The following is a 23,508-nucleotide window of genomic DNA, read 5'->3' as shown; positions in this document are numbered from 1 at the left end:
TGAGTCCTTAGGCAATGGAATGAGCGGTAGCTTGCCGCAGTTTACCCGGCAGGCAAACGCCTGTATATGTATATACAAGTTAAACAATAACAGGATTTTTGCCGATGTCCGCCTATTTTGCCGAACGCGCCCTGCTGCCCACGGGCTGGGCCAGTAACGTCCGCTTCGAAGTCTCCAGTGATGGCCTGCTGAGCCGGATCGAAGCCGACGCCTCGGCCGACGGCGCCGAACGCCTGGCCGGGCCGCTGCTACCGGGCATGCCCAACCTGCACTCGCATGCGTTCCAGCGGGCCATGGCGGGGCTGGCGGAAGTCGCGGGCAACCCCAATGACAGCTTCTGGACCTGGCGTGAACTGATGTATCGGCTGGTCGGCAAGATCACCCCGGAGCAGCTGCAAGTCATTGCCCGCCAGCTGTATATCGAGATGCTCAAGGCTGGTTACACCTCGGTGGCAGAATTCCACTACGTGCACCATGACCAGGCGGGCAAGGCCTACGCCGACCCGGCCGAACTGTCCCGACGCATCAGTGCGGCGGCAGCCAGCAGCGGCATCGGCCTGACCTTGCTGCCGGTGCTGTACAGCCATGCCGGTTTCGGCGGCCAGGCACCGAACGAAGGGCAGCGACGCTTCATCAACTCCACCGAACAGTACCTGCAACTGCAGGCACAACTGGCACCGGTACTGGCAGCGCAACCGGCCCAACAACTGGGCCTGTGCTTCCACTCGCTGCGCGCGGTCACGCCCGGTCAGATCGCCGAGGTACTGGCAGCTGGCAATCAACACTGCCCGATTCACATCCACATCGCCGAACAGCAGAAGGAAGTCGACGACTGCCTGGCCTGGAGTGGGCTGCGGCCGCTGCAATGGCTGTATGAACATGTCGAAGTGGACCGCCGCTGGTGCCTGGTGCACGCCACCCACGCCGAAGCTGACGAAGTCACCGCCATGGCGCGCAGTGGCGCAGTGGCCGGCCTGTGCCTGACCACCGAAGCCAACCTGGGCGACGGCATCTTCCCGGCGGTGGACTTCCTCGCCCAGGGCGGGCGCATGGGCATTGGTTCGGACAGCCATGTGTCGCTGAGCGTGGTCGAGGAACTGCGCTGGCTGGAATATGGCCAGCGCCTGCGCGACCAGCGGCGCAACCGACTGTACCGTGGCGACCAGCCGATGGTCGGGCGCACGCTGTATGACGCGTCACTGGTCGGCGGTGCGCAGGCATTGGGGCAGCCGATTGGCGAACTGGCGGTGGGCAAGCGGGCCGACTGGCTGGTGCTGGATGGGCAGGACCCGTATATCGCCATGGCAGAGGGAGACGGCATTCTCAACCGCTGGCTGTTCGCGGGCGGCGACCGTCAGGTGCGGGATGTGATGGTCAATGGCAAATGGGTAGTGCGTCAGGGGCAGCATGCCCACGAAGAGGAAAGCCGACAGGCGTTTGCTGAAGTACTGCGGCAACTCTTGGGCTGAGTGTTATGGGGCTGCTTTGCAGCCCTTTCGCGACACAAGGCCGCTCCCACAAGAGAACGCGATCTCCTGTAGGAGCGGCCTTGCCGGGGCGCCGGACCGGTCGGAAAGGGCCGCAGAGCGGCCCCAGTATTCAATGCATCTGCACGATCTGCTTGTCCGGCGTACGCCAGATCAGCCGGCTGGTGTCATAGCCCTGCTGACGGGCCTTGGACATCAGGCTCTCGCGCTCCCATACCGGCAGTGTCGGTGTGCGCGACAGGATCCACAGGTACTTGCGATCCGGGCTGCCGACGATCGCCGTGCGATAGTGGTCGTCCACGTAAAGGATCCAGTACTCGCCCTTGGCCACGCCCGGTACCAGGCGGGTAAACCAGTTGTCGAACTCCACCCACAGCCTGTCGGTATGGCCCGGCTCCTGGATGTTGGCGTGCCCTTCGGCGCGCAGCCATTCATCCCCCATCGTGCGGCAGCGGTTGAGCACACCGTACGAGCCATCGGGCTTAAGGTTGTAATGCGCTTCGGACTGCGCGCAGTCGGCCTGATACTTCATCGGTAGACGCGCCAGTTCGTACCACTTGCCCTGATAGCGCTTGAGGTCGACATTACCGGCGGTCTTCGGCGCCAGCGGGTCGGTGGCGGAGGTGGCACAGCCCCCCAGCAGCATCACCAGGCACAGCCCCAGCAGTACGTGCAAACGCCTCATTTGAGGCCCTGCCCGGAGTAGATCAGCACCTTGTCGGCCGCGTATTGCACGCTGATAAAGCTCTTCTCGTCCCCCCAGGTACAGCTGCTCATGCCCAGCGCGCCGGAGCACTCGGTGGGCGTGCCGAGCAGTTGCTCGACCTCGGCCTTGTTCATGCCGGCCTTGAGCTTGGAATAGTTTTCCTGATTGATCTTGCTGCACGCAGTCAGGACGACGCACAAGGACAACAGGGCGAGGGAACGCAACGACATGAAGGGACACTCCTGGAAAATAGACACAGGCGAGTGGCCTGCAGTGATCTTCGACGGGAAAATCCCTCCCTGGTTCCCTGGCGACACCGCTTTAGTCGTACGCCGTTGGTCGGCTGGACCTGCGCAAACGATTAATGTTTTGCCGCGCCACGACGACACAGCGAGCACGCTGTGGCGCATTGCCACAGCGCCCTCCTATGCCTTGCCTTGTGCAGACCAGAAAAATGACCAAGAACCTCAAGTTCAGCCACAAGATCCTGCTGGCCGCCGCCCTCGTGGTGGCCGTTGCCTTTACCTGTTTCGTGCTGTTCAACGACTACCGACAACGCCAGTCCCTGCGCAGCGACACGCAGACCAACCTGCAGGACCTGGGCAACCTCACCGCCGGCAACATCCGCAACTGGCTCGACAGCCGCATCCAGTTGCTCGACTCACTGGCCCAGCAAGTTGCCGTCGATGGGCCGGGCAAAGCCAGCCTGGACCGCAGCCTGGCCTTGCCGGTGTACGGCAAGAATTTCCAGCTCACCTATTTCGGCGGCCAGGACGGCAGCATGCAGTCGGTACCGGTAGGTAACCGCGCCGCCGACTACGACCCGCGGGTGCGGGGCTGGTACAAGGCGGCCAGCGCCAGCGGCCAGACCATTGTCACCGAGCCGTACATCTCGGCCTCGGCCGGCAAGCTGGTGATCACCCTGGCCACCCCGGTGCAGCAGGCGGGCCGGCTGATCGGCGTCAGCGGCGTCGACACCGACCTGCAGACCATCAGCAACCTGATCAACGCCCTGAACTTCGACGGCCAGGGCCATGCCTTCATCGTCAACGGCGAAGGCAAGATCCTTATCCACCCCAAAGCCGACCTGGCCCTGAAGACCCTGGCTGACGTCTATCCGCAGGACACGCCGCGCATCGGCAGCGGCCTGAAGGAAGTCGAAGTCGATGGCCGCAAGCAGTTCATCAGTTTCACCCACGTCGACGGTGTGCCGTCGGCGGACTGGTACGTGGCCCTGGTACTCGACCAGGATGCAGCGTTCGCCATGCTGGGTGAGCTGCGCACCTCCGCCATCATCGCCACCTTGATCGCGGTGGTGGCGATCATCGCCCTGCTCGGCCTGCTGATCCGCGTGCTGATGGAGCCACTGCACCTGATGGGCCGCGCCATGCATGACATTGCCGAAGGCGAAGGCGACCTGACCCGGCGCCTGACCATTCACGCCCAGGATGAATTCGGCAGCCTTGGCCAGTCGTTCAACCGCTTTGTCGAGCGTATTCACGAGTCGATCCGCGAAGTGGCCTCGGCCACCGGCCAGGTCAACGCCGTGGCTGCCCAGGTGGTGACCGCTTCGAATGCCTCGATCAACAATGCCGACCAGCAGTCCAGCCGTACCAGCAGCGTGGCGGCAGCCATCAACGAGCTGGGCGCCGCCGCCCAGGAAATCGCCCAGAACGCCGCGCTGGCCTCGCAACATTCCAGCGAAGCGCGTGGCCTGGCCGAGGACGGCCAGCAAGTGGTCGGGCGCACCATCGATGTGATGAACCAGCTGTCGGCACGCATCAGCGACTCGTGCGGCAACATCGAGACGCTCAATGCCCACACCGCCAACATCGGCCAGATCCTCGATGTGATCAGCGGTATTTCCCAGCAGACCAACCTGCTGGCGCTCAACGCCGCGATTGAAGCGGCCCGTGCCGGCGAGGCCGGGCGTGGCTTTGCCGTGGTGGCCGATGAAGTACGCAACCTGGCCCACCGTACCCAGGAGTCGGCACAACAGGTACAGCGCCTGATCGAAGAACTGCAGGCCGGCGCACAAGTGGCGGTCAGCACCATGAACCAGAGCCGTGAGCACAGTGACCACAGCGTGGGGATTGCCAACCAGGCCGGCGAACGCCTGGGCAGCGTGACCCAGCGTATTGGCGAGATCGATGGCATGAACCAGTCGGTGGCCACCGCCACCGAAGAGCAGACGGCCGTTGTCGAGTCGATCAATGTCGACATCACCGAAATCAATACATTGAATCAGGAAGGGGTGCAGAACCTGCAGAGCACCTTGCGTGCCTGCACCGACCTGGAGCATCAGGTCGAGCGGTTGAAGCACCTGGTAGGCAGCTTCCGGATCTGAATCCGCTGGGGCCGCTGTGCGGCCCTTTCGCGACACAAGGCCGCTCCTACAAGTGACCGCGATCTCCTGTAGGAGCGGCCTTGTGTCGCGAATGGGCTGCAAAGCAGCCCCAGGGATCTAGAACCTGGACCCAGGCTCCAGCAGGAAGTCCATCTCTTCACTGGTACTCGGTCGCCCCAGTACCAGGTTGCGATGCGGGAAGCGACCGAAGCGGGCAATCACCCGCTGGTGCTGCTCGGCATAATCGAGGAAGCCTTCGAACAAGCGCCGGTGATCCTCCGGCTGCTCTTCCAGCAGCACCTGGTAACGCTCGACGCACAGGTTCTGCCAGTCCAGCACCTCGGCATGTTCCAGCACCAGCAGCACGAACACCCGCTGGATCGGCAGCAACTGGTAATCCCAGTTTTTCTGCAGACCCTGCATGGCCACCACCTGGGCACGCCGGTCGCCTTCAAAGGCGCGCGGCGTGTCGCGGTAGAGCATGCGCGGCAGCTGGTCCAGCAGGATCAGCAAGCCGAGCCAGCCCTGCGGGCTCTGCTGCCACTCGTCGAGCCCACCCGCCAGGGCGTGCTCGACCAGGTCGCCAAACAGCGCCTGGGCTTCGGCATCGTGATGCTTGCCGAACCACAGCGTGCTCTTCTCGTCAGCCACGGCCTGGGGACTGGTGCCCCAACCGAACCACCACTCCAGCAACGGCTGCCAAGGTGCGAGCATGACTTACTCCTTGTGATAGGCGGTAACGCGCTCGACCTCTTCCTTCGAGCCGAGGATCACCGACACGCGCTGGTGCAGGCCCTCCGGCTTGATGTCGAGGATGCGCTGGTAACCATCGGTGGACACGCCGCCGGCCTGTTCAATGATGAACGACATCGGGTTGGCTTCGTACATCAGGCGCAGCTTGCCCGGCTTGCTTGGGTCGCGGGCATCGCGCGGGTACATGAACAGGCCGCCACGGGTCAGGATGCGGTGCACGTCGGCCACCATCGAGGCGATCCAGCGCATGTTGTAGTTCTTCTTCAGCGGGCCAGTCTCGCCTGCCAGCAGTTCGCCCACGTAGCGCTGCACCGGGGCTTCCCAGTGACGCTGGTTGGACATGTTGATGGCGAACTCGGCGGTGCTTTCCGGCACGCGGATGTTCTCGTGGGTCAGGACGAAGCTGCCCAGTTCACGGTCCAGGGTGAAGCCCTTGACGCCGTTGCCCAGGGTCAGGATCAGCATGGTCTGCGGGCCGTAGATGGCGTAACCGGCAGCGACCTGCTGGGTGCCTGGCTGCAGGAAGGCGTTTTCGTTCAGGGTTTCGTTCTGGCTCAGGTACTCGTTAGGGCAACGCAGTACCGAGAAGATGGTGCCGACCGAAACGTTGACGTCGATGTTGGACGAGCCGTCCAGCGGGTCGAAGACCAGCAGGTAGGCGCCTTTCGGGTACTTGCCCGGGATCTGGTAGGCGTTGTCCATTTCCTCGGACGCCATGCCGGCCAGGTGGCCGCCCCATTCGTTGGCTTCGAGCAGGATGTCGTTGGAGATCACGTCCAGTTTCTTCTGGACTTCGCCCTGCACGTTTTCAGTGCCCATGCTGCCCAACACACCACCGAGGGCGCCTTTGGACACGTGATGGCTGATTTCCTTGCACGCACGCGCCACCACTTCGATCAGGAAGCGCAGATCGGCAGGGGTATTGTTGCTGCGGGTCTGCTCAATCAGATAGCGACTCAGGGTAACGCGGGACATGTATGGCTCCGAAAGGATAGGGGGTGAAAAACCCCCGCAGTTTACAGGGAGAGTTGCAGCCTAGCGAGCAAAGAGACTCGACTTCCGGCGTTGAGTTCAGCAAGTGCGCGGCCAATGGTCGGTTACACGGCACACATTCGGCCAACTGCACGGACTCTGTGGGAGCGGCCTTGTGTCGCGAAAGGGCCGCAAAGCGGCCCCGGGGATTTCAGCTGAGTTGCATAGATTGTGGGGCTGCTGCGCAGCCCTTTCGCGACACAAGGCCGCTCCCACAATGACCGCATGCCCTGCCTCAATCCAGTGCCTTCCAGATCTCGGTGGCGTATTCACGAATGGTCCGGTCCGAGGAGAACCACCCCATCCGCGCCGTGTTCAGCACCGCCATGCGCCACCATTCCTGCGGCGTGTGCCACAGCTCCTCGACGCGCCGCTGGGCATCCCAGTAGGCATCGAAGTCGGCGCACACGAGGAAGCGGTCATAGCCCACCAGCCCATCGATCAGCCCCGCATAGCGCGCTGGATCATCCGGCGAGAACACCCCGCTGCGGATCGCCTGCAGCACATCGTTCAGGCGGCTGGATGCGGCAATCGCCACATTGGCACCGAAGTCTCCCGCCTTGCGCCGCGACTCCACCTGCTGCGCGGTCAGGCCGAAGATGAACATGTTGTCCGCCCCCACCTGCTCGCACATCTCGACGTTGGCACCGTCGAGCGTGCCGATGGTCAGCGCGCCGTTGAGGCCGAATTTCATGTTGCTGGTGCCGGACGCCTCGTAACCGGCCGTGGAGATCTGCTCCGAGAGGTCCGCCGCCGCGATGATGCTTTCGGCCAGGCTGACGTTGTAGTTGGGCAGGAACACCACCTTGAGCAGGCCGCGCACGGTCGGGTCGTTGTTGACCACCCGGGCGATGTCGTTGGCCAGCTTGATGATCAGCTTGGCCTGGTGATAACTGGCCGCGGCCTTGCCGGCGAAGATCTTCACCCGTGGCACCCAGTTGGTACCGGGGTCGTTGCGCATGGCCTGGTACAGCGCCACGGTGTGCAGCAGGTTGAGCAACTGGCGCTTGTACTCATGGATGCGCTTGACCTGCACGTCGAACAGCGCCTCGGGGTTAACCGTAACGCCAATCCGGTCCTGGATGATGCTGGCCAGGGCACGCTTGCTGTGCAGGCGCTGGGCGGCAAACTGCTTGCGGAAGCTGGCTTTGTCGGCGAACGGCACCAGCCCGGCCAGGCGCCCCTCGGGGTCGTCCTTGAGCTCCGGCCCGAGCGCCTCGACCAGCATTTCGGTCAACTGCGGATTGGACTGGTATAACCAGCGGCGGAAGGTGATGCCGTTGGTCTTGTTATTGATCCGCTGCGGGTACAGCTTGTGCAGCTCGGCGAACACCGTGCTCTTCATCAGCTTGCTGTGCAGCGCCGACACGCCATTGACGCTGTGCGAGCCAAGGAATGCCAGGTTCCCCATGCGCACCCGACGGCCGTTGTCCTCTTCGATCAGCGAGACCGCGCGCAACACATCGAAGTCGTGCAGGCCTTTGGCCCGCAGGCTGTCGATATGGTAGGCATTGATCAGGTAGATGATCTGCATGTGCCGCGGCAGCATGCGTTCCATCAGCGCCACCGGCCAGGTCTCCAGGGCCTCGGGCAGCAGGGTGTGGTTGGTGTAGGCCAGCGTGCCGACCGTCAGCTCCCAGGCCTTGTCCCAGGGAATTTCGTGCTGGTCGACCAATAGCCGCATCAGCTCGGCCACGGCGATTGACGGGTGCGTGTCATTGAGCTGGATCGCGGCCGCATCCGGTAGGTTGAGCAAGTTCTGGTGCATGTTCAGATGGCGGCGCAGCAGGTCCTGCAGCGACGCCGAAACAAAGAAGTACTCCTGGCGCAGTCGCAGCTCCTGGCCGGCCTCGGTGCTATCGGCCGGATACAGCACCCGCGAGATGCTCTCGGCCCGCGCCACTTCGGCGACGGCACCCAGGTGGTCACCGGCATTGAAGCGCTCCAGGTGCAGCTCTTCCAGTGCCCGCGCCCGCCACAGGCGCAAGGTGTTGACGCTGGCGCCGCGCCAGCCGACCACGGGCGTGTCGTAGGCTACGGCCCGCACCGTCTCGCCCGGCGACCACACCTGGCGTTGCTGGCCGTGGGTATCGAGCACAGTTTCGACGCTACCACCGAAACTGATCGGGTAGATCACCTCGGCGCGCTCGAATTCCCAGGGGTTACCGAAGTCCAGCCAGTTCTCGGTCTGCTCCTGCTGCCACCCATCGACCACCGCCTGGCGGAACAGCCCGTGCTCGTAACGGATGCCGTAGCCATGGGCGGCGATGCCCAAGGTCGACATGCTCTCCATGAAGCAGGCCGCCAGGCGGCCAAGGCCACCATTGCCCAAGGCGGCATCCGGCTCCAGCAGGCGAATGCGCTCCAGATCGACGTTCAGGCCTTCGAGGGCGTCCCGGGCGATATCCAGCAAGCCGAGGTTGCTCAGGCTGTCGTAGAGCAGCCGGCCGATGAGAAATTCCAGGGAAAGGTAGTAGACCCGCTTCTGGCTGCGTCGATAGGCGCGGCGGGTGTGGTCCATCCAGTGGTCGACCATGTGATCGCGCGCGGCCAGGGCGATGGCTTCGAACCAGTCGTGGTCGAAGGCATGCTCCGGGTCCTTGCCGACCGCGTAGGTCAGCTTATCCAGTACAGCAGCGCGAAAATCCGCGACTTCGGCGTCACGTGCTTTAGGTTCCTGGGACATGCGGCATCCTCGGGCAAGTTGACGAAAGCGGAGGGAGACTGTTGAGCCTAGACGCTTCGACCAAGAGCGACAGCCCGTGTTCGCGGTTTTCATGAACCTTTGCGCATTCGGTCAAAAGGTTGTTCATAAATTGAACAATTCCGGTATGATCGCGCGCCCCAAAGACCGTGATTCACCCCCATAACGATGAAAACGACCCTGATCGCCGCGGCCGAAGTCGACCGCCTGGAGACCTGGCAGCGCTACACCAGCAACATGTGCCATGGCTGCCATTCGACCTGCTGCACCCTGCCGGTGGAGGTGAAGATCAAGGATCTGATCCGCATCGGCGTGGTCGACGAGTTCGAAAAAGACGAACCGCCGAAGAACGTGGCCAAGCGCCTGCAGAAGGAAGGCATCATCGAGCGCTTCAACCAGAAGTCGGGGATCTTCACCCTGACCCGGATGAGCAACGATGACTGCATGTACCTGGATCGCAAGAGCCGGCTGTGCACCATCTATGACAAACGGCCGGACACCTGCCGCAACCACCCCAAGGTCGGGCCGCGGCCGGGGTATTGTGCTTACAAGCCGAAGGTGGTTGGGCGGTGATCGCCTTTTGATCGGGTGATGGCCATCGGGCGCATGCCTTGGTTGTGATGGTGTGGCGGAGATCGAGCGCCGCCCGCGCGGCGCATCGCGGGCAAGCCCGCTCCCACATCTGTTTCGGGCCAGTCACTCCTGTGCCGCCAACAGGATTCGCCTTGGTGCATGGCTGGAGACCGATGATAGGCCTTCGTGCATGACTGGAGACAGGTGAAGCGGCATCAGCGCCCACCGAGATGCATTGTCATGTCAACAAGGCGGTCCCTGTTGGCTTTACAGGAGAGATTGGCCCGAAACAGATGTGGGAGCGGGCTTGCCCGCGATGCGCCGCGCGGGCGGCGCTCGATCTCATAGGCGCAGAAAATGTCGAGGCGGACCCATGGTGGCCCACCTGCAACCTAAAGACAGGCCCATCCCTGCACCATTCCTACTCGACCGCCAGACATTTCCTACAAATCCGATCTAGCGATCTCAATCCCTGCGAAATACCCTACAAACCCTGTCGACTCGCGTCTGATTGTTACTGGAAACCTGTCTCTCTAGGCTTTCCAGGTCGCTGAACAGTTCAGCGATCGAGGTGTGGAAACCTCGGCAATTCAACATGGAGGCTGTCGTCATGACAGCTGTACGCGGGAGGCTTTCGAGCCTACCGGGTTTGCCATGTGCCTGGTTTTCCACCCCGTGTACAGCTGTCACCCCAATGTGTGGAAACGGACGGGTGGCACATGAATCACATGGAGCCGATATGAAAAAGCTAGTCCCCGACCCACCCCACCACTTCGACCTCCCAGACGGCACGACCCTCACCCACGCCATCTGCGAAAACCTCGTCCCCCTCGACCACGTTGTGGTCAACATCACCCACTACCTGATGATCGCCTACAACCACAGCCACCGCGCCCTCGACGGCATCGAGGATGACCGCACGCGGGAGTCGCTGGTGAATGGCTTGCGGGCCATGCAGTTGGCCTGGGGGCAGGCGGATGCCTTGTCGCTCGCCTTGGAACGTGCCGGCAGCACGCATTGATGTTCGCCGCTTCGCGGGTAAACCCGCACAGGTACGGCGCCGGCCGTGGGCATTGCACATCTCCTGTGGGAGCGGGTTTACCCGCGAACACCGGCAGAGCCGGTGCCATCCACAACGAAGATTCAGGGAGAGGAACCCGTGAAAGAAAACAATCAGATCACCCCCGGCAAAACCTGCTTCTACCAGGGCGAAGAGCACAAACAACCCCTGTTCCAGGTCTGCGCAGGCATCCCCTGCCAGGACGCCCGCGATCAAGCTTCCGAACTGCTGGGTTGCGTGCGCGACCTGACCCTGACCGCCGTCATGGACAATGACCCGCAACTGATCTGGGCCGCGCACTACCTCAGTGCATTGGCCAAGGCCCTGCTGGACGACGCCGAACTGGGCATGACGCACTGAGCCTGCTGCTCACGCACCACCCGCCGGGAAGCTGCGGCAAGCACCACCGTGATTGGTCGGCGGATGCGCGGGGTATGTCTGCGGCAGCACGCTGACCGGGCTGGTGGCGATGAAGCCATCAGCGAACTTCGCTTCGACGAACTGCGCCTGCCACCCCGTCGCTGGCGCCGTGCGTTGCAGGGTGAAGTGCTGCTGAGGCACCAGCGTCTCGGACTGGTAGCGCACCCCGCAGGCATAGCGGAAATCGCGATCCTGGCTGTTGCTTGCCGTCCACACCCTCACTGCCACGGGCGGTTCGGAGAAGTCGACAGCCATCAGCCCAGGCTGCCCGCCCTGTGACACCTGCACGCTCGGCAGCGCTTTGCCATCGCGCAGGCGCGTTACCACCGGCACCAAGGTGCTGACCACCTGCTGACGCACCCCACCGTGGTCCGAGTTCGGCAACACTCTCAGGCTGGTCTGGCCTGGCAGGCGTTGCTGATAATCGGTGACGGGGTCGGGCGCGAAGAAATCATCGCCGCTGGCAGACACCAGGTACTTGGGAATCGCCAGGCGCTGCCCCTCCTCGTTCAGGTACTGCATCGGGTCCACCAGCGCCATCAGCCGCTCGAATGCCGGGGTGCCCAGTTGTTGTAGCACGCCAGCCTGCTGGTAGGAGCCCAGTGCCAAGGGCCAGTGACCGCCATAGCGCTTGCGCAATCCAGCCAGCATGTCCGAGGTGTCCGCCACGTCGATTACCGCAGGTACGATGGCCACCACCCGCTCATCGGCCAGCGCCGTGAGCCACGCACTCCAGCCACGCTTGGAGGCACCCGTGATGATGAAACTGTCCACCGTGAGCCCTTGCTTACCCAGTTCCAGCACGGCCAGGTCCATCGCCCGGCTCGCCGCCGCAGCCATCGGCACATGCAGTGGTAGTTCCGGCGCGGCACCGCGCAGCGAATGTGCCCAGGTATGCGCCACGGCGTCATCCTCGCGCAGGGGCTTCTCGACATCACTGAAGGTCACGTACTGGTTGGGCGCATCGCTGATCATGACCACGGCCATATGCGACTTTAGAGCCACTTCGCGCAATGCTTCGCGGGTATAGTCCGGGCTCTGCGCCGGCCCGTGCCTTACGCCGTTGTTCACCACCAGCAAGGCTTTGCCGGGCACTGCATTGCGCGGTACGTGCAGTTCGACATCGTGCTCCCAACGACGTGGTTCAACCACCGGGACCGGGTCCCACACCTGCGAAACCATCTGCAGGCGACGGAAATCGTAGCCAGGTTCAGAGGCCTGTTCGAGCAGTACGGCCTCCAGAGGCTTCTGGCGCACATTGCCGATGTGGCAGTGAACGACTTCCTGCGGGCGCAGGCCGCTACAGTCCTGCAGAGCGCTGGCATGGAAACTGGCCATCAGGCAGGGGATGGCAAGCGCAAATCGGTACTTCATGGGCGTGCTTCCTTCTGGAGAAAGCACGTCACGCTAGGCGGCCCTACAACCGCACACAAGGCGTGAACGCGTCTGAAAGAAGCTCCCTACACCTGCTAGAGACATAGGCTACAAATTGCGTCTCACAAACAAAAACGCCCCCGGCCTTTCGACCGGGGGCGTTTTCATTCAGCCTGAGCTAACTCAGTTCTTGGCTTTCTTGGCAGCGCGGGTACGCTCGCCTTCGTCCAGGATCTTCTTGCGCAGACGGATCGACTTAGGAGTGACTTCGCACAGCTCGTCGTCCTGGATGAATTCCAGAGCCTGTTCCAGAGTGTGGCGAACTGGCGGAACCAGGGCGATGACTTCGTCTTTGCCCGAAGCACGCATGTTGTCGAGCTTCTTGCCTTTGGTCGGGTTCACGCCCAGGTCGTTGTCACGGCTGTTCAGGCCGATGATCTGACCGTTGTAGATCTCCTGGCCGTGCTCAACGAACAGCTTGCCGCGAGCCTGCAGGGTTTCCAGCGAGTAGGTCAGTGCCTTGCCGGTTTCAACCGAAACCAGAACACCGTTCAGACGGCCGGACATCTGGCCCGACTTCATGGTGTCGTAGCGGTCGAAGATCGAGGTCAGGATGCCTGCACCGTTGGTCAGGGTCAGGAACTGGTTACGGAAACCGATCAGACCACGGGCTGGAATGTTGTACTCCAGGCGCACACGGCCCTTGCCATCCGGCACCATGTTGGTCAGGTCGCCTTTACGCAGACCCATTTCTTCCATGACCTTGCCCTGGGATTCTTCAGGGATGTCGATGGTGACGTTCTCGAACGGTTCCTGCTTCACGCCGTCGACTTCGCGGATGATCACTTCAGGACGGCCTACGGCCATCTCGAAGCCTTCACGGCGCATGGTTTCGATCAGAACGGACAGGTGCAGCTCACCACGGCCCGATACCTTGAACTTGTCAGGGGAATCGGTTTCCTGAACGCGCAGAGCAACGTTGTACAGCAGCTCCTTGTCCAGACGGTCCTTGATGTTACGGCTGGTGACGAACTTGCCTTCCTTGCCGCAGAACGGCGAGTCGTTGACCTGGAAGGTCATCGAAACGGTTGGCTCGTCAACGGTCAGCGGCTTCATCGCTTCTACCGCGTCCGGGGCGCACAGGGTGTCGGAGATGAACAGCTCGTCGAAACCGCTGATGCAGACGATGTCGCCAGCCTGGGCTTCTTCGACGTCGACGCGGTGCAGGCCGTGGTGGCCCATCAGCTTGAGGATACGGCCGTTACGCTTCTTGCCGTTGGTGTCGATGGCGACAACCGGGGTGTTTGGCTTGACGCGGCCACGGGCGATACGGCCAACGCCGATAACGCCGAGGAAGCTGTTGTAGTCCAGTGCGGAGATCTGCATCTGGAACGAACCGTCACGGTCAACGTCCGGCGCCGGTACGTTGTCGACGATCGACTGGTACAGGGCGGTCATGTCTTCGCCCATGGCGGTGTGGTCCAGACCGGCAATGCCGTTCAGGGCCGAGGCGTAGACGACTTTGAAGTCCAGTTGTTCGTCGGTGGCACCGAGGTTGTCGAACAGGTCGAAGATCTGGTCCAGAACCCAGTCAGGACGCGCGCCCGGACGGTCGACCTTGTTGATCACGACGATCGGCTTCAGGCCGGCTTCGAACGCCTTCTTGGTCACGAAGCGGGTTTGCGGCATCGGGCCGTCCTGGGCGTCGACCAGCAGCAGCACGGAGTCGACCATCGACATTACACGCTCAACCTCGCCACCGAAGTCGGCGTGGCCGGGGGTGTCGACGATGTTGATGTGGTAGCCGTTCCAGTTGATGGCGGTGTTTTTCGCCAGAATGGTAATACCGCGCTCTTTTTCCTGGTCGTTGGAGTCCATGACGCGCTCGTCGTTGAGCTCGTTACGCTCCAGAGTGCCGGACTGACGCAGGAGTTTGTCGACCAGGGTGGTTTTACCATGGTCAACGTGGGCGATGATGGCGATGTTACGCAGATTTTCGATCACAACTGTATCTCGATCAGAGGATTCGGTTGCCACCTAGTGTAGGCGGCGAATATGTACGCTTTTAGGCTCAGCGGGCCCGATGGTCGGGAGGGCGATGGCGGATGCTGCCGCCATACAGCCCTGGCGTCTTATGTCGGACGATAAACACGCACATTGGCATGTCCCTCACTGAGCAGGTGGTGTGCGTGCAAACGGCTCATCACACCTTTGTCGCAATACAGCAAGTACTGGCGCGTAGGGTCCAGGTGTTTGAACTTGCTGTTGATCGCATAGAACGGCATGGCCTGGACTTCGATGCCTTCCAGGGCCAGAGGTTCGTCTTCCTGGGCGTCGGGGTGACGAATGTCGATGACGATCTGGCCAGGCAGCGCCTCGGCCACTTCCTCGATTTCGATGTCCTTGCCCAGCTCGTCGATCACGTGGTCGATGGAGATGAACTTGGCACGCTCAAGGGCGCGCTCCAGCACGGCCATGTCGAACTGCTTTTCTTCGTGCTCCATGCGGTGACGCTTGGCATGGGTAGTCGGGTTCACCGAGATCACGCCGCAGTATTCCGGCATGTGCTTGGCGAAGTCGGCGGTGCCGATTTCAGTGGCCTGGTCGATGATGTCCTGCTTGTGGCTGGCCAGCAACGGGCGCAGTACCAGCTTGTCGGTGGCAGAATCGATGATCGACAGGTTCGGCAGGGTCTGGCTGGAAACCTGGGAAATCGCCTCGCCGGTAACCAGCGCGTCGATCTGCAGGCGGTCGGCCATGTGCGCGGCACCACGCAGCATCATGCGCTTGAGGGTCACGCCCATGTAGCTGTTGTCGACCTTGTTGAGGATCTCGCCGACCACTTCTTCGAACGGCACGCTGATGAACAGCACGCGCTGGCTGCTGCCGTACTTTTTCCACAGGTAGTGGGCGACTTCCATCACGCCCAGCTCGTGGGCACGGCCGCCGAGGTTGAAGAAGCAGAAGTGGGTCATCAGGCCGCGGCGCATCATCTGGTAGGCCGCCACGGTGGAGTCGAAACCACCGGACATCAGCACCAGGGTCTGCTCCAGGGCACCCAGCGGGTAGCCGCCGATACCGTTGTGCTGGTTGTGGATCACGTACAGGCGCTGATCACGGATCTCCATGCGCACCACGACTTCAGGCGTCTTCAGGTCGATGCCGGCGGCGCCGCACTGCTGGCGCAGCTGGCTGCCGACGTAGCGGTCGACGTCCATCGAGGTGAAGTCGTGATGGCCGCCGCGCTTGCAGCGCACCGAGAAGCGCTTGCCGGCCAGCAGGTGGCCGAAGTGGTGCTTGCACTTGGCGACGATGTCGTCGAAGTCGCCCAGCGGGTATTCCTCGACCTGCAGGAAGTGGGTGATACCCGGGGTGCAGGTGAGGCGCTCGATCATCTCGCGCTGGACCTTCTCGTCCTCGACGCGGGTGACCACCTCGAGATTGTCCCAGACACCATCGACCGCGAGCTCTGGATCGAGATCCTTGAGCACGTTACGGATGTTCTTGCCGAGCTGGCGGATGAAGCGCTTGCGCACCGGCCGGCTCTTGATGGTGATTTCTGGGAAGACTTTGACGATAAGTTTCATTGGTTAACAGCGCGCGCAGGGCCTGCCGAAAATGAGGGGCGCGAATTATAGCGGAAATTGCTCAGGATTTGACCAACTTTTGATCAGAAGCTTTGAGATAAATGCAGGGAGGGGGTTTTGTGCCGCCTGTTCCGGCCCTTTCGCGGGTAAACCCGCTCCCACAGGGACCACACAAGTTTCCAGCACTGTGCGGTCCCTGTGGGAGCGGGCTTGCCCGCGAAAGGGCCCTCAAAGAAAGCACAGCTTTCGAGCCATGCACTAATTTGGTGCCTTACCCTGAATTCCTGCCTCCTAAGGGTGCACTTTTGTCCGCTGCCACCCAGGCAAATGCCCGCAAACGCCCCTTTTTATCTCGCCCTCGCCATTTTCGGGCACTGGCATGCAATTTGCTCCCTTGTGAGGCAGGTAAGCTTGGCCGACTATCCGCGCCCGGCAACACCCTTTTTCCAGAGCAGCGGCCTACCGCGCTCTAGACCCTCCGGAGGACAACATGTCGAAGTCGGTTCAACTCATCAAAGATCATGACGTCAAGTGGATTGATCTGCGTTTCACGGACACCAAGGGCGTACAGCATCACGTGACCATGCCGGCGCGTGATGGCCTGGACGAAGACTTCTTCGAAGTCGGCAAGATGTTCGACGGCTCCTCCATCGCTGGCTGGAAAGGCATCGAAGCTTCCGACATGATCCTGATGCCGGTCGACGAGACCGCCGTTCTGGACCCGTTCACCGAAGAACCGACCCTGATCATCACCTGCGACATCGTCGACCCGTCGAGCATGCAGGGCTACGATCGTGACCCACGTGCGATCGCCAAGCGCGCCGAAGAGTACCTGAAGAGCACCGGCATCGGTGACACCGTCTTCGCTGGCCCAGAGCCAGAGTTCTTCATCTTCGACGAAGTGAAGTTCAAGTCGGACATCTCCGGCTCGATGTTCAAGATCTTCTCCGAGCAAGGCTCGTGGATGTCTGACGCTGACGTGGAAGGCGGCAACAAAGGCCACCGTCCAGGCGTGAAAGGCGGCTACTTCCCGGTTCCGCCGTTCGACCACGACCACGAAATCCGTACCGCCATGTGCAACGCTCTGGAAGAAATGGGCCAGACCGTTGAAGTTCACCACCACGAAGTGGCGACTGCCGGCCAGAACGAAATCGGCGTCAAGTTCAACACCCTGGTGAAGAAGGCTGACGAAGTACAGGCCCTGAAATACGTCGTGCACAACGTTGCCGACGCTTACGGCCGCACCGCTACCTTCATGCCGAAGCCACTGTACGGCGACAACGGCTCGGGCATGCACGTGCACATGTCGATCTGGAAAGACGGCAAGAACACCTTCTCCGGTGAAGGCTATGCCGGCCTGTCCGACACCGCTCTGTACTTCATCGGCGGTATCATCAAGCACGGTAAGGCCCTGAACGGCTTCACCAACCCGTCGACCAACTCGTACAAGCGTCTGGTCCCAGGCTTCGAAGCCCCGGTAATGCTGGCCTACTCGGCTCGCAACCGTTCCGCCTCGATCCGTATTCCTTACGTCGGCAGCCCGAAAGCCCGCCGTATCGAAGCACGCTTCCCGGACCCATCGGCCAACCCGTACCTGGCCTTCGCAGCCCTGCTGATGGCTGGCCTGGACGGCATCCAGAACAAGATCCACCCAGGCGATGCTGCTGACAAGAACCTGTATGACCTGCCGCCTGAAGAGGCCAAGGACATCCCGCAGGTTTGCGGCAGCCTGAAAGAAGCCCTGGAAGAGCTGGATAAAGGCCGTGCGTTCCTGACCAAAGGCGGCGTGTTCTCCGACGACTTCATCGACGCCTTCATCGAGCTGAAGAGCGAAGAAGAAATCAAGGTCCGCACCTTCGTACACCCGCTGGAATACGAGCTGTACTACAGCTGCTGATCTGATTGGCGCCTTGCGCCGATGACCTGATCAAGACGGCCTCCTTCGGGAGGCCGTTTCTGTTTCTGCCTTCAGGATCTTCTACAAGGCCCAGTGGATTAACCTGACCCAACAAGCCCTGACTCCCGCGCCCGGTCAACTGTGCGATAAATCCTGAAACCTCTATGCTCTATATTGGTGCACGCAAGGACCTTACGCCCCTGGATACACCCCAAAACAGGTCACGTGAAACGTTAAACCCAGACAATCTGGTCCGAATTTGCGCAATTGCAGGCCTTTATCGGCAAATTCCGCTTCTTTTCGGAGCCTTGGTTTGTTTCTTGCATTTTGCTGGCATCAGCGGATCCACTGCGCGCCCGAGCTGGCTCAAACCAGTGCCGGAAAAGCGCCAAAAGAGGTCAACGACGCCTTATGACCATCAGCGATGCACAGCACCGTCTGCTTCTGGACAACCTGACCACCGCAACGCTCCTGCTCAATGCCGAGCTGCGCCTGGAGTACATGAACCCGGCTGCGGAAATGCTCCTGGCGGTCAGCGGCCAGCGCAGCCATGGGCAGTTCATCAGTGAACTGTTCACCGAATCGACCGAGGCGCTCAATTCGCTGCGCCAGGCCGTGGAACAGGCGCACCCCTTCACCAAGCGTGAAGCGCAACTGACCTCGCTGACCGGGCAAGCTATCACCGTCGACTATGCCGTGACGCCGATCCTGCATCAGGGCAATACCTTGCTGCTGCTGGAAGTACACCCGCGTGATCGCCTGCTGCGCATCACCAAGGAAGAGGCCCAGCTGAGCAAGCAGGAAACCACCAAGATGCTGGTGCGCGGCCTGGCCCACGAGATCAAGAACCCCCTCGGCGGTATCCGCGGTGCCGCACAGCTGCTGGCCCGTGAACTGCCCGAAGAGGGCCTGCGCGACTACACCAACGTGATCATCGAAGAGGCCGACCGCCTGCGCAATCTGGTCGACCGCATGCTCGGTTCGAACAAGCTGCCGTCGCTGGCCATGACCAATATCCATGAAGTACTGGAGCGGGTCTGCAGCCTGGTCGAGGCCGAAAGCCAAGGCTGCATCACTTTGGTGCGTGACTACGACCCAAGCCTGCCGGACGTATTGATCGATCGCGAGCAGATGATTCAGGCCGTCCTTAACATCGTGCGCAACGCGATGCAGGCGATCAGTTCGCAGAACGAGCTGCGCCTGGGCCGCATCACCCTGCGCAGCCGCGCCGTGCGCCAGTTCACCATCGGCCATGTGCGCCATCGCCTGGCGGCACGTATCGAGATCATCGACAACGGCCCGGGCATCCCTGCGGAACTGCAGGACACGCTTTTCTATCCCATGGTCAGTGGGCGCCCGGACGGTACCGGGCTCGGCCTGGCCATTACCCAGAACATCATCAGCCAGCACCAGGGCCTGATCGAGTGTGAAAGCCACGCAGGGCACACCGCCTTCTCGATCTTCCTGCCCCTGGAACAAGGAGCCACCGCCTCATGAGCCGAAGTGAAACCGTATGGATCGTCGATGATGATCGCTCCATCCGCTGGGTCCTGGAAAAAGCCCTGCAACAGGAAGGCATGACCACCCAGAGCTTCGACAGCGCCGATGGTGTGATGGGCCGCCTGGCCCGCCAGCAGCCGGATGTGATCATTTCCGACATTCGCATGCCCGGTGCCAGCGGCCTCGACCTGCTGGCGCAGATTCGCGAGCAGCATCCGCGCCTGCCGGTCATCATCATGACCGCCCATTCCGACCTGGACAGCGCCGTGGCGTCCTACCAGGGCGGTGCCTTCGAGTACCTGCCCAAGCCGTTCGACGTCGATGAAGCAGTGTCGCTGGTCAAGCGTGCCAATCAGCATGCCCAGGAACAGCAAGGCCTCGATGTGCCGCAGGCCTTGGCCCGCACCCCGGAAATCATCGGCGAAGCGCCGGCGATGCAGGAGGTGTTCCGCGCCATCGGCCGCCTGAGCCACTCCAACATCACCGTGCTGATCAACGGTGAATCCGGAACCGGTAAAGAGTTGGTGGCGCACGCCCTGCACCGTCACAGCCCGCGCGCCGCCTCGCCGTTCATTGCCCTGAACATGGCGGCCATCCCCAAGGACCTGATGGAGTCGGAGCTGTTCGGCCACGAGAAAGGCGCCTTCACCGGGGCGGCCAACCTGCGCCGCGGCCGCTTCGAGCAGGCCGACGGCGGCACCTTGTTCCTCGACGAGATCGGCGACATGCCCGCCGATACCCAGACCCGCCTGCTGCGGGTGCTGGCCGATGGCGAGTTCTATCGCGTTGGCGGCCATGTGCCGGTGAAGGTCGATGTGCGCATCATCGCGGCGACCCACCAGAACCTGGAGTCGCTGGTGACGGCCGGCAAGTTCCGTGAAGACTTGTTCCACCGCCTCAACGTAATCCGCATTCATATTCCACGCCTGGCCGACCGCCGTGAGGACATCCCGGCGCTGGCCCGCCACTTCCTCGGCCGTGCTGCCCAGGAACTGGCCGTCGAGCCGAAGCTGCTCAAGCCGGAAACCGAGGAGTTCATCCGCAACCTGCCATGGCCAGGCAACGTGCGCCAACTGGAGAACACCTGCCGCTGGATCACGGTGATGGCCTCCAGCCGCGAAGTGCTGATCGGCGACTTGCCGCCGGAGCTGCTGAACCTGCCGCAGGACGCCGCGCCGGTGACCAACTGGGAGCAGGCGCTGCGCCAGTGGGCGGATCAGGCCTTGGCACGTGGGCAGTCGAACCTGCTCGACAGCGCGGTACCCAGCTTCGAACGGATCATGATCGAGACGGCCCTCAAGCACACTGCCGGTCGCCGGCGTGACGCGGCGGTGCTGCTCGGCTGGGGCCGCAATACCCTGACCCGCAAGATCAAGGAACTCGGGATGAACGTGGATGGCGGGGATGATGATGAGGGTGAGGACCACTGACCCCTATTGACCCGTGAAACCTCTGGGGCCGCTATTGCGGCCCCAGTCATTTCCACCCATCAGTGCACCGATGCTGTGCCCGATGCACCTCACGAAGGCACAAAACCCCTCAAAACTCGGCAAAAACACCCTGAAACCCAATGTTTCCGGCTTTTTCAAAACTGGCACGTCCCCTGCAATAGCTAATACATACCCAGTTTCGGGGGCCCTGGTACAGGCAGGCCGGGTGACCCCTCTTTTATTCGCAGTAACGCCAGTTTTGGGGACCTCGGTACAGGCAGGCCGGGCCATCCCCCCTTTAATTCGCTGTAAGCCCTTTTGGGGACCTTGGTACAGGCAGGCCGAGATATCCCCTCTTTTATTCGTGCAGCTTCACCTGCACCCGCCAACGTCCAGCGTCCTCTGCACCGGCCCACTCACCGTGCAGGGGACGCGCGGCAATCACCGTCAGCAGCAGCCCTTTGTCGCTATTCTGCAATCGCCAGCCGACCGGCTTGCCCTGCAGGTCCAACTGACCACGCTGTGCCTTGCCCTCGGCCTCGAACAGCAGCGCCACGGTACCTTCGACATTTTCGCCATGCAGTTTGGGCTCTTCGTTGAACCACAGGTTCAGACCATCCTGTACCACCTCGACCTGCTCGAGCACATGCTCATCCGGAGCAGTCAGGCGGCCTATCATCAGGCCCACCAACACGCCGAACAGCGCCAGGGAAAGCAGCATGCGCGGCCAGGCCTTCGAACGCAGGTCGGGTTCAGGGGTAGAATGCTCGTCATCTTCACGTTTGGAGCCGTGCATGTTTCACGTCATCCTTTTTCAACCAGAAATTCCGCCGAATACCGGCAACATCATCCGCCTCTGCGCCAACAGCGGTTGCGCCCTGCACCTGATCGAGCCGATCAGCTTCGAACTGGACGACAAGCGCCTGCGCCGTGCCGGGCTGGATTACCACGAGTATGCCACGCTCAAGCGCCACGAAAGCCTGGCCGGATGCCTGGAAAGCCTGGGCAATCCGCGGCTGTTCGCCTTTACCACCAAGGGCTCGCATCCGTTCCATGAAGTGGCTTATCAGCCCGGTGATGCGTTCCTGTTCGGGCCGGAGAGCCGCGGGCTGCCAGCTGACGTGCTGGACAGCTTGCCGGCCGAGCAACGCCTGCGCCTGCCGATGCGGCCAGGGTGCCGGAGCCTGAACCTGTCCAATACTGTGGCGGTGACGGTGTATGAGGCCTGGCGGCAGAACGGGTTTGCCGGGAGCTGATCGCTAGCCTGTACCGGCCTCTTCGCGGGTAAACCCGCTCCCACAGGTACGGCGCCAGGCTTCAAAGTCGCGCAATACTTGTGGGAGCGGGTTCACCCGCGAAGAGGCCGGTACAGGCAACAAACAAAAAAGCGCCCCGAGAGGCGCTTTTTTTAACCCGGCAGGATTACTGCACGGTCGGGGTTTCGCCAGCTTCCTGCATGCGCTGCAGCTCTTGCGCGTACAGGGCATCGAAGTTGACCGGCGACAGCATCAGGGCCGGGAACGAACCGCGGGTCACCAGGCTGTCCAGGGTTTCACGGGCGTACGGGAACAGGATGTTCGGGCAGAACGCGCCGAGGGTGTGGCTCATCGACGAAGCGTCGAGGTTCTTGATCAGGAAGATGCCAGCCTGCTGAACTTCAGCGATGAAGGCCACTTCGTCGCCGTTCTTGACGGTCACCGACAGGGTCAGTACCACTTCGTGGAAGTCGCCTTCCAGGGCCTTCTGCTTGGTGTTCAGGTCCAGGGCAACGCTCGGCTCCCAGGTCTGACGGAAGATCTGCGGGCTTTTTGGGGCTTCGAACGACAGGTCGCGCACGTAGATACGCTGCATGGAGAACTGAGGGCTGTTGTCTTCTGCAGCAGCGCCGTTGGTCTGTTGGTCAGTCATGGCAGATCCTTAATCCTAATGTTTTTGAATGCAGTGCAAATCAGGCCGCCAGCAGCGCGTCGAGCTTGCCGGCGCGCTCCAGGGCATAGAGGTCATCGCATCCACCGACGTGGGTGCTGCCGATCCAGATCTGCGGCACCGAAGTACGGCCGGCCTTCTGGCTCATCTCGGCGCGAACCTGCGGCTTGCCGTCGACCTTGATTTCCTCGAAGGCCACGCCCTTGCTCTCGAGCAGGTACTTGGCGCGCATGCAGTAGGGGCAGTAGTCGCTGGAATAGACGATGACGGGCTTCATATCACTTCACCAGGGGCAGGTTATCGGCTTTCCAGCTGGAAACGCCACCGCTCAGTTTGGCGGCAGTGTAACCGGCCTTGATCAGCTCGCCGCAGACCGCGCCGGACTGCTGGCCCATCGCGTCGACGACGATCAGGGTCTTCTCTTTGTGCTTCTCGAGCTCGGTCATGCGGTTGGCGATCTTGTCCTGCGGGATGTTCAGCGCGCCAACGATGTGGCCGGCGGAATATTCCTTGGAAGGACGAATGTCGATGACCAGTGCCTTGTCGGCATTGACCAGCGCGGTCAACTGGCCGTTGCTCAGGCTCTGGCCGCCGCGGCGCAGTTCATTGACGAGCAGTGCAACCAGCAGAACCACGAAGATCGCCACCAGGATGTAGTGATCTGTCGCGAATTGAATCAGGTGAGCAACCATCAGCGGTGTTCCAGGCGATT

21 protein-coding genes and 1 pseudogene are annotated in these 23,508 nt (G+C 61.9%); 10 read left to right on the top strand and 12 right to left on the bottom strand.

Going from position 1 to position 23,508, the window contains the following annotated elements; genetic code table 11:
- The first annotated feature begins 104 nt into the window (after positions 1 to 104).
- Positions 105 to 1,469 carry a formimidoylglutamate deiminase gene (locus tag N430_RS04090; protein WP_110633125.1) on the top strand — a complete coding sequence of 455 codons (1,365 nt, stop codon included), beginning with the start codon at positions 105 to 107 and terminating at the stop codon, positions 1,467 to 1,469.
- 130 nt (positions 1,470 to 1,599) lie between these two features.
- Here N430_RS04090 and N430_RS04085 read toward each other — a convergent pair whose 3' ends face one another.
- Both N430_RS04085 and bamE read right to left on the bottom strand, forming a co-directional pair.
- Positions 1,600 to 2,172, bottom strand: coding sequence for a lipocalin family protein (locus tag N430_RS04085; RefSeq protein WP_110633122.1), 573 nt, complete (start codon positions 2,170 to 2,172; stop codon positions 1,600 to 1,602).
- Positions 2,169 to 2,423, bottom strand: coding sequence for an outer membrane protein assembly factor BamE (bamE, locus tag N430_RS04080; RefSeq protein ID WP_027921036.1), 255 nt, complete (start codon positions 2,421 to 2,423; stop codon positions 2,169 to 2,171). Before bamE ends, N430_RS04085 begins: the two co-directional genes overlap by 4 nt.
- Positions 2,424 to 2,557: 134 nt before the next feature.
- Here bamE and N430_RS29925 point away from each other — a divergent pair.
- A pseudogene (locus N430_RS29925) lies at positions 2,558 to 3,685 on the top strand (cache and HAMP domain-containing protein); the annotation flags it as partial.
- A gap of 24 nt (positions 3,686 to 3,709) precedes the next feature.
- Entirely contained in the window at positions 3,710 to 4,540 is an 831-nt protein-coding gene (locus N430_RS29920; protein ID WP_371922759.1) for a methyl-accepting chemotaxis protein, read from the top strand.
- 117 nt (positions 4,541 to 4,657) lie between these two features.
- Here N430_RS29920 and N430_RS04070 read toward each other — a convergent pair whose 3' ends face one another.
- The 3 genes from N430_RS04070 to N430_RS04060 all read right to left on the bottom strand — a co-directional run bounded on the left by N430_RS04070 (position 4,658) and on the right by N430_RS04060 (position 9,011).
- Entirely contained in the window at positions 4,658 to 5,254 is a 597-nt protein-coding gene (locus tag N430_RS04070) for a DUF924 family protein (RefSeq protein WP_103446027.1), read from the bottom strand.
- A 3-nt stretch (positions 5,255 to 5,257) separates the two neighbouring features.
- The gene (locus tag N430_RS04065; protein ID WP_103446028.1) at positions 5,258 to 6,268 is read right to left on the bottom strand and encodes a class 1 fructose-bisphosphatase; all 1,011 of its coding nucleotides are present in this window, start codon (positions 6,266 to 6,268) and stop codon (positions 5,258 to 5,260) included.
- A 292-nt stretch (positions 6,269 to 6,560) separates the two neighbouring features.
- The gene (locus tag N430_RS04060; protein ID WP_110633115.1) at positions 6,561 to 9,011 is read right to left on the bottom strand and encodes a glycogen/starch/alpha-glucan phosphorylase; all 2,451 of its coding nucleotides are present in this window, start codon (positions 9,009 to 9,011) and stop codon (positions 6,561 to 6,563) included.
- A 186-nt stretch (positions 9,012 to 9,197) separates the two neighbouring features.
- On the opposite strand from N430_RS04060, the gene N430_RS04055 reads away from it, so the two are divergent.
- The 3 genes from N430_RS04055 (at position 9,198) to N430_RS04035 (ending at position 11,022) form a co-directional block, all read left to right on the top strand.
- Positions 9,198 to 9,602, top strand: a complete 405-nt coding sequence (locus N430_RS04055; RefSeq protein WP_003249225.1) for a YkgJ family cysteine cluster protein — start codon at positions 9,198 to 9,200, stop codon at positions 9,600 to 9,602.
- A 739-nt stretch (positions 9,603 to 10,341) separates the two neighbouring features.
- Entirely contained in the window at positions 10,342 to 10,623 is a 282-nt protein-coding gene (locus N430_RS04040; RefSeq protein WP_110633112.1) for a hypothetical protein, read from the top strand.
- A 138-nt stretch (positions 10,624 to 10,761) separates the two neighbouring features.
- Positions 10,762 to 11,022, top strand: coding sequence for a DUF3077 domain-containing protein (locus N430_RS04035; protein WP_110633109.1), 261 nt, complete (start codon positions 10,762 to 10,764; stop codon positions 11,020 to 11,022).
- 9 nt (positions 11,023 to 11,031) lie between these two features.
- On the opposite strand, the gene N430_RS04030 is transcribed toward N430_RS04035, so the two are convergent.
- The 3 genes from N430_RS04030 to thiI all read right to left on the bottom strand — a co-directional run bounded on the left by N430_RS04030 (position 11,032) and on the right by thiI (position 16,043).
- Positions 11,032 to 12,456, bottom strand: a complete 1,425-nt coding sequence (locus N430_RS04030) for a PhoPQ-activated protein PqaA family protein (protein ID WP_110633106.1) — start codon at positions 12,454 to 12,456, stop codon at positions 11,032 to 11,034.
- 183 nt (positions 12,457 to 12,639) lie between these two features.
- Positions 12,640 to 14,460: a translational GTPase TypA gene (typA, locus tag N430_RS04025; protein WP_027921032.1), complete on the bottom strand. Its 1,821-nt coding sequence runs from the start codon at positions 14,458 to 14,460 to the stop codon at positions 12,640 to 12,642.
- Between the two features lie 128 nt (positions 14,461 to 14,588).
- On the bottom strand, positions 14,589 to 16,043 hold the full coding sequence (gene thiI, locus N430_RS04020; RefSeq protein ID WP_110633103.1) for a tRNA uracil 4-sulfurtransferase ThiI: 1,455 nt from the start codon (positions 16,041 to 16,043) through the stop codon (positions 14,589 to 14,591).
- 490 nt (positions 16,044 to 16,533) lie between these two features.
- Between thiI and glnA the strand changes: the two genes are divergently transcribed.
- The 3 genes from glnA to ntrC all read left to right on the top strand — a co-directional run bounded on the left by glnA (position 16,534) and on the right by ntrC (position 20,870).
- Positions 16,534 to 17,940 carry a type I glutamate--ammonia ligase gene (gene glnA / locus N430_RS04015; protein ID WP_103446036.1) on the top strand — a complete coding sequence of 469 codons (1,407 nt, stop codon included), beginning with the start codon at positions 16,534 to 16,536 and terminating at the stop codon, positions 17,938 to 17,940.
- Positions 17,941 to 18,351: 411 nt separating this feature from the next.
- A complete protein-coding gene (gene glnL, locus N430_RS04010; protein WP_103446038.1) occupies positions 18,352 to 19,437 on the top strand; it encodes a nitrogen regulation protein NR(II) in 1,086 nt (361 codons plus the stop codon).
- On the top strand, positions 19,434 to 20,870 hold the full coding sequence (gene ntrC / locus N430_RS04005) for a nitrogen regulation protein NR(I) (protein WP_054884256.1): 1,437 nt from the start codon (positions 19,434 to 19,436) through the stop codon (positions 20,868 to 20,870). Before glnL ends, ntrC begins: the two co-directional genes overlap by 4 nt.
- 358 nt (positions 20,871 to 21,228) lie before the next feature.
- On the opposite strand, the gene N430_RS04000 is transcribed toward ntrC, so the two are convergent.
- Positions 21,229 to 21,666 carry a hypothetical protein gene (locus N430_RS04000; RefSeq protein ID WP_110633100.1) on the bottom strand — a complete coding sequence of 146 codons (438 nt, stop codon included), beginning with the start codon at positions 21,664 to 21,666 and terminating at the stop codon, positions 21,229 to 21,231.
- Here N430_RS04000 and trmL point away from each other — a divergent pair.
- The gene (gene trmL, locus N430_RS03995) at positions 21,665 to 22,126 is read left to right on the top strand and encodes a tRNA (uridine(34)/cytosine(34)/5-carboxymethylaminomethyluridine(34)-2'-O)-methyltransferase TrmL (RefSeq protein ID WP_110633097.1); all 462 of its coding nucleotides are present in this window, start codon (positions 21,665 to 21,667) and stop codon (positions 22,124 to 22,126) included. The two genes, N430_RS04000 and trmL, sit on opposite strands and share 2 nt — an antisense overlap.
- A gap of 166 nt (positions 22,127 to 22,292) precedes the next feature.
- Here trmL and secB read toward each other — a convergent pair whose 3' ends face one another.
- From secB to N430_RS03975, 3 genes are read right to left on the bottom strand one after another with little or no spacing between them, the layout of a single operon-like run.
- Positions 22,293 to 22,778: a protein-export chaperone SecB gene (gene secB, locus N430_RS03985; RefSeq protein WP_103446040.1), complete on the bottom strand. Its 486-nt coding sequence runs from the start codon at positions 22,776 to 22,778 to the stop codon at positions 22,293 to 22,295.
- Positions 22,779 to 22,818: 40 nt separating this feature from the next.
- A complete protein-coding gene (grxC, locus tag N430_RS03980) occupies positions 22,819 to 23,073 on the bottom strand; it encodes a glutaredoxin 3 (protein WP_003249204.1) in 255 nt (84 codons plus the stop codon).
- Position 23,074: 1 nt separating this feature from the next.
- A complete protein-coding gene (locus N430_RS03975) occupies positions 23,075 to 23,488 on the bottom strand; it encodes a rhodanese-like domain-containing protein (RefSeq protein WP_110633094.1) in 414 nt (137 codons plus the stop codon).
- Positions 23,489 to 23,508 lie beyond the last annotated feature (20 nt).

It is taken from the genome of Pseudomonas sp. CC120222-01a (assembly GCF_003097235.1).
Classification (GTDB): Bacteria; Pseudomonadota; Gammaproteobacteria; order Pseudomonadales; family Pseudomonadaceae; genus Aquipseudomonas.
Note: the sequence above shows the minus strand (reverse complement) of the source record. Positions and strands in the feature narration are given on the sequence as shown.

Excerpts from the sequence above, each read along its gene's own strand:
- N430_RS04085 (WP_110633122.1), bottom strand. The coding sequence starts at position 2,172 with ATGAGGCGTTTGCACGTACTGCTGGGGCTGTGCCTGGTGATGCTGCTG.
- N430_RS04070 (WP_103446027.1), bottom strand. The coding sequence starts at position 5,254 with ATGCTCGCACCTTGGCAGCCGTTGCTGGAGTGGTGGTTCGGTTGGGGC.
- N430_RS04055 (WP_003249225.1), top strand. The coding sequence starts at position 9,198 with ATGAAAACGACCCTGATCGCCGCGGCCGAAGTCGACCGCCTGGAGACC.
- thiI (WP_110633103.1), bottom strand. The coding sequence starts at position 16,043 with ATGAAACTTATCGTCAAAGTCTTCCCAGAAATCACCATCAAGAGCCGG.
- grxC (WP_003249204.1), bottom strand. The coding sequence starts at position 23,073 with ATGAAGCCCGTCATCGTCTATTCCAGCGACTACTGCCCCTACTGCATG.
- secB (WP_103446040.1), bottom strand. The coding sequence starts at position 22,778 with ATGACTGACCAACAGACCAACGGCGCTGCTGCAGAAGACAACAGCCCT.
- glnL (WP_103446038.1), top strand. The coding sequence starts at position 18,352 with ATGACCATCAGCGATGCACAGCACCGTCTGCTTCTGGACAACCTGACC.
- ntrC (WP_054884256.1), top strand. The coding sequence starts at position 19,434 with ATGAGCCGAAGTGAAACCGTATGGATCGTCGATGATGATCGCTCCATC.
- N430_RS04040 (WP_110633112.1), top strand. The coding sequence starts at position 10,342 with ATGAAAAAGCTAGTCCCCGACCCACCCCACCACTTCGACCTCCCAGAC.
- N430_RS03975 (WP_110633094.1), bottom strand. The coding sequence starts at position 23,488 with ATGGTTGCTCACCTGATTCAATTCGCGACAGATCACTACATCCTGGTG.
- N430_RS04030 (WP_110633106.1), bottom strand. The coding sequence starts at position 12,456 with ATGAAGTACCGATTTGCGCTTGCCATCCCCTGCCTGATGGCCAGTTTC.
- N430_RS04065 (WP_103446028.1), bottom strand. The coding sequence starts at position 6,268 with ATGTCCCGCGTTACCCTGAGTCGCTATCTGATTGAGCAGACCCGCAGC.
- glnA (WP_103446036.1), top strand. The coding sequence starts at position 16,534 with ATGTCGAAGTCGGTTCAACTCATCAAAGATCATGACGTCAAGTGGATT.
- trmL (WP_110633097.1), top strand. The coding sequence starts at position 21,665 with ATGTTTCACGTCATCCTTTTTCAACCAGAAATTCCGCCGAATACCGGC.
- N430_RS04000 (WP_110633100.1), bottom strand. The coding sequence starts at position 21,666 with ATGCACGGCTCCAAACGTGAAGATGACGAGCATTCTACCCCTGAACCC.
- bamE (WP_027921036.1), bottom strand. The coding sequence starts at position 2,423 with ATGTCGTTGCGTTCCCTCGCCCTGTTGTCCTTGTGCGTCGTCCTGACT.
- N430_RS04090 (WP_110633125.1), top strand. The coding sequence starts at position 105 with ATGTCCGCCTATTTTGCCGAACGCGCCCTGCTGCCCACGGGCTGGGCC.
- N430_RS04060 (WP_110633115.1), bottom strand. The coding sequence starts at position 9,011 with ATGTCCCAGGAACCTAAAGCACGTGACGCCGAAGTCGCGGATTTTCGC.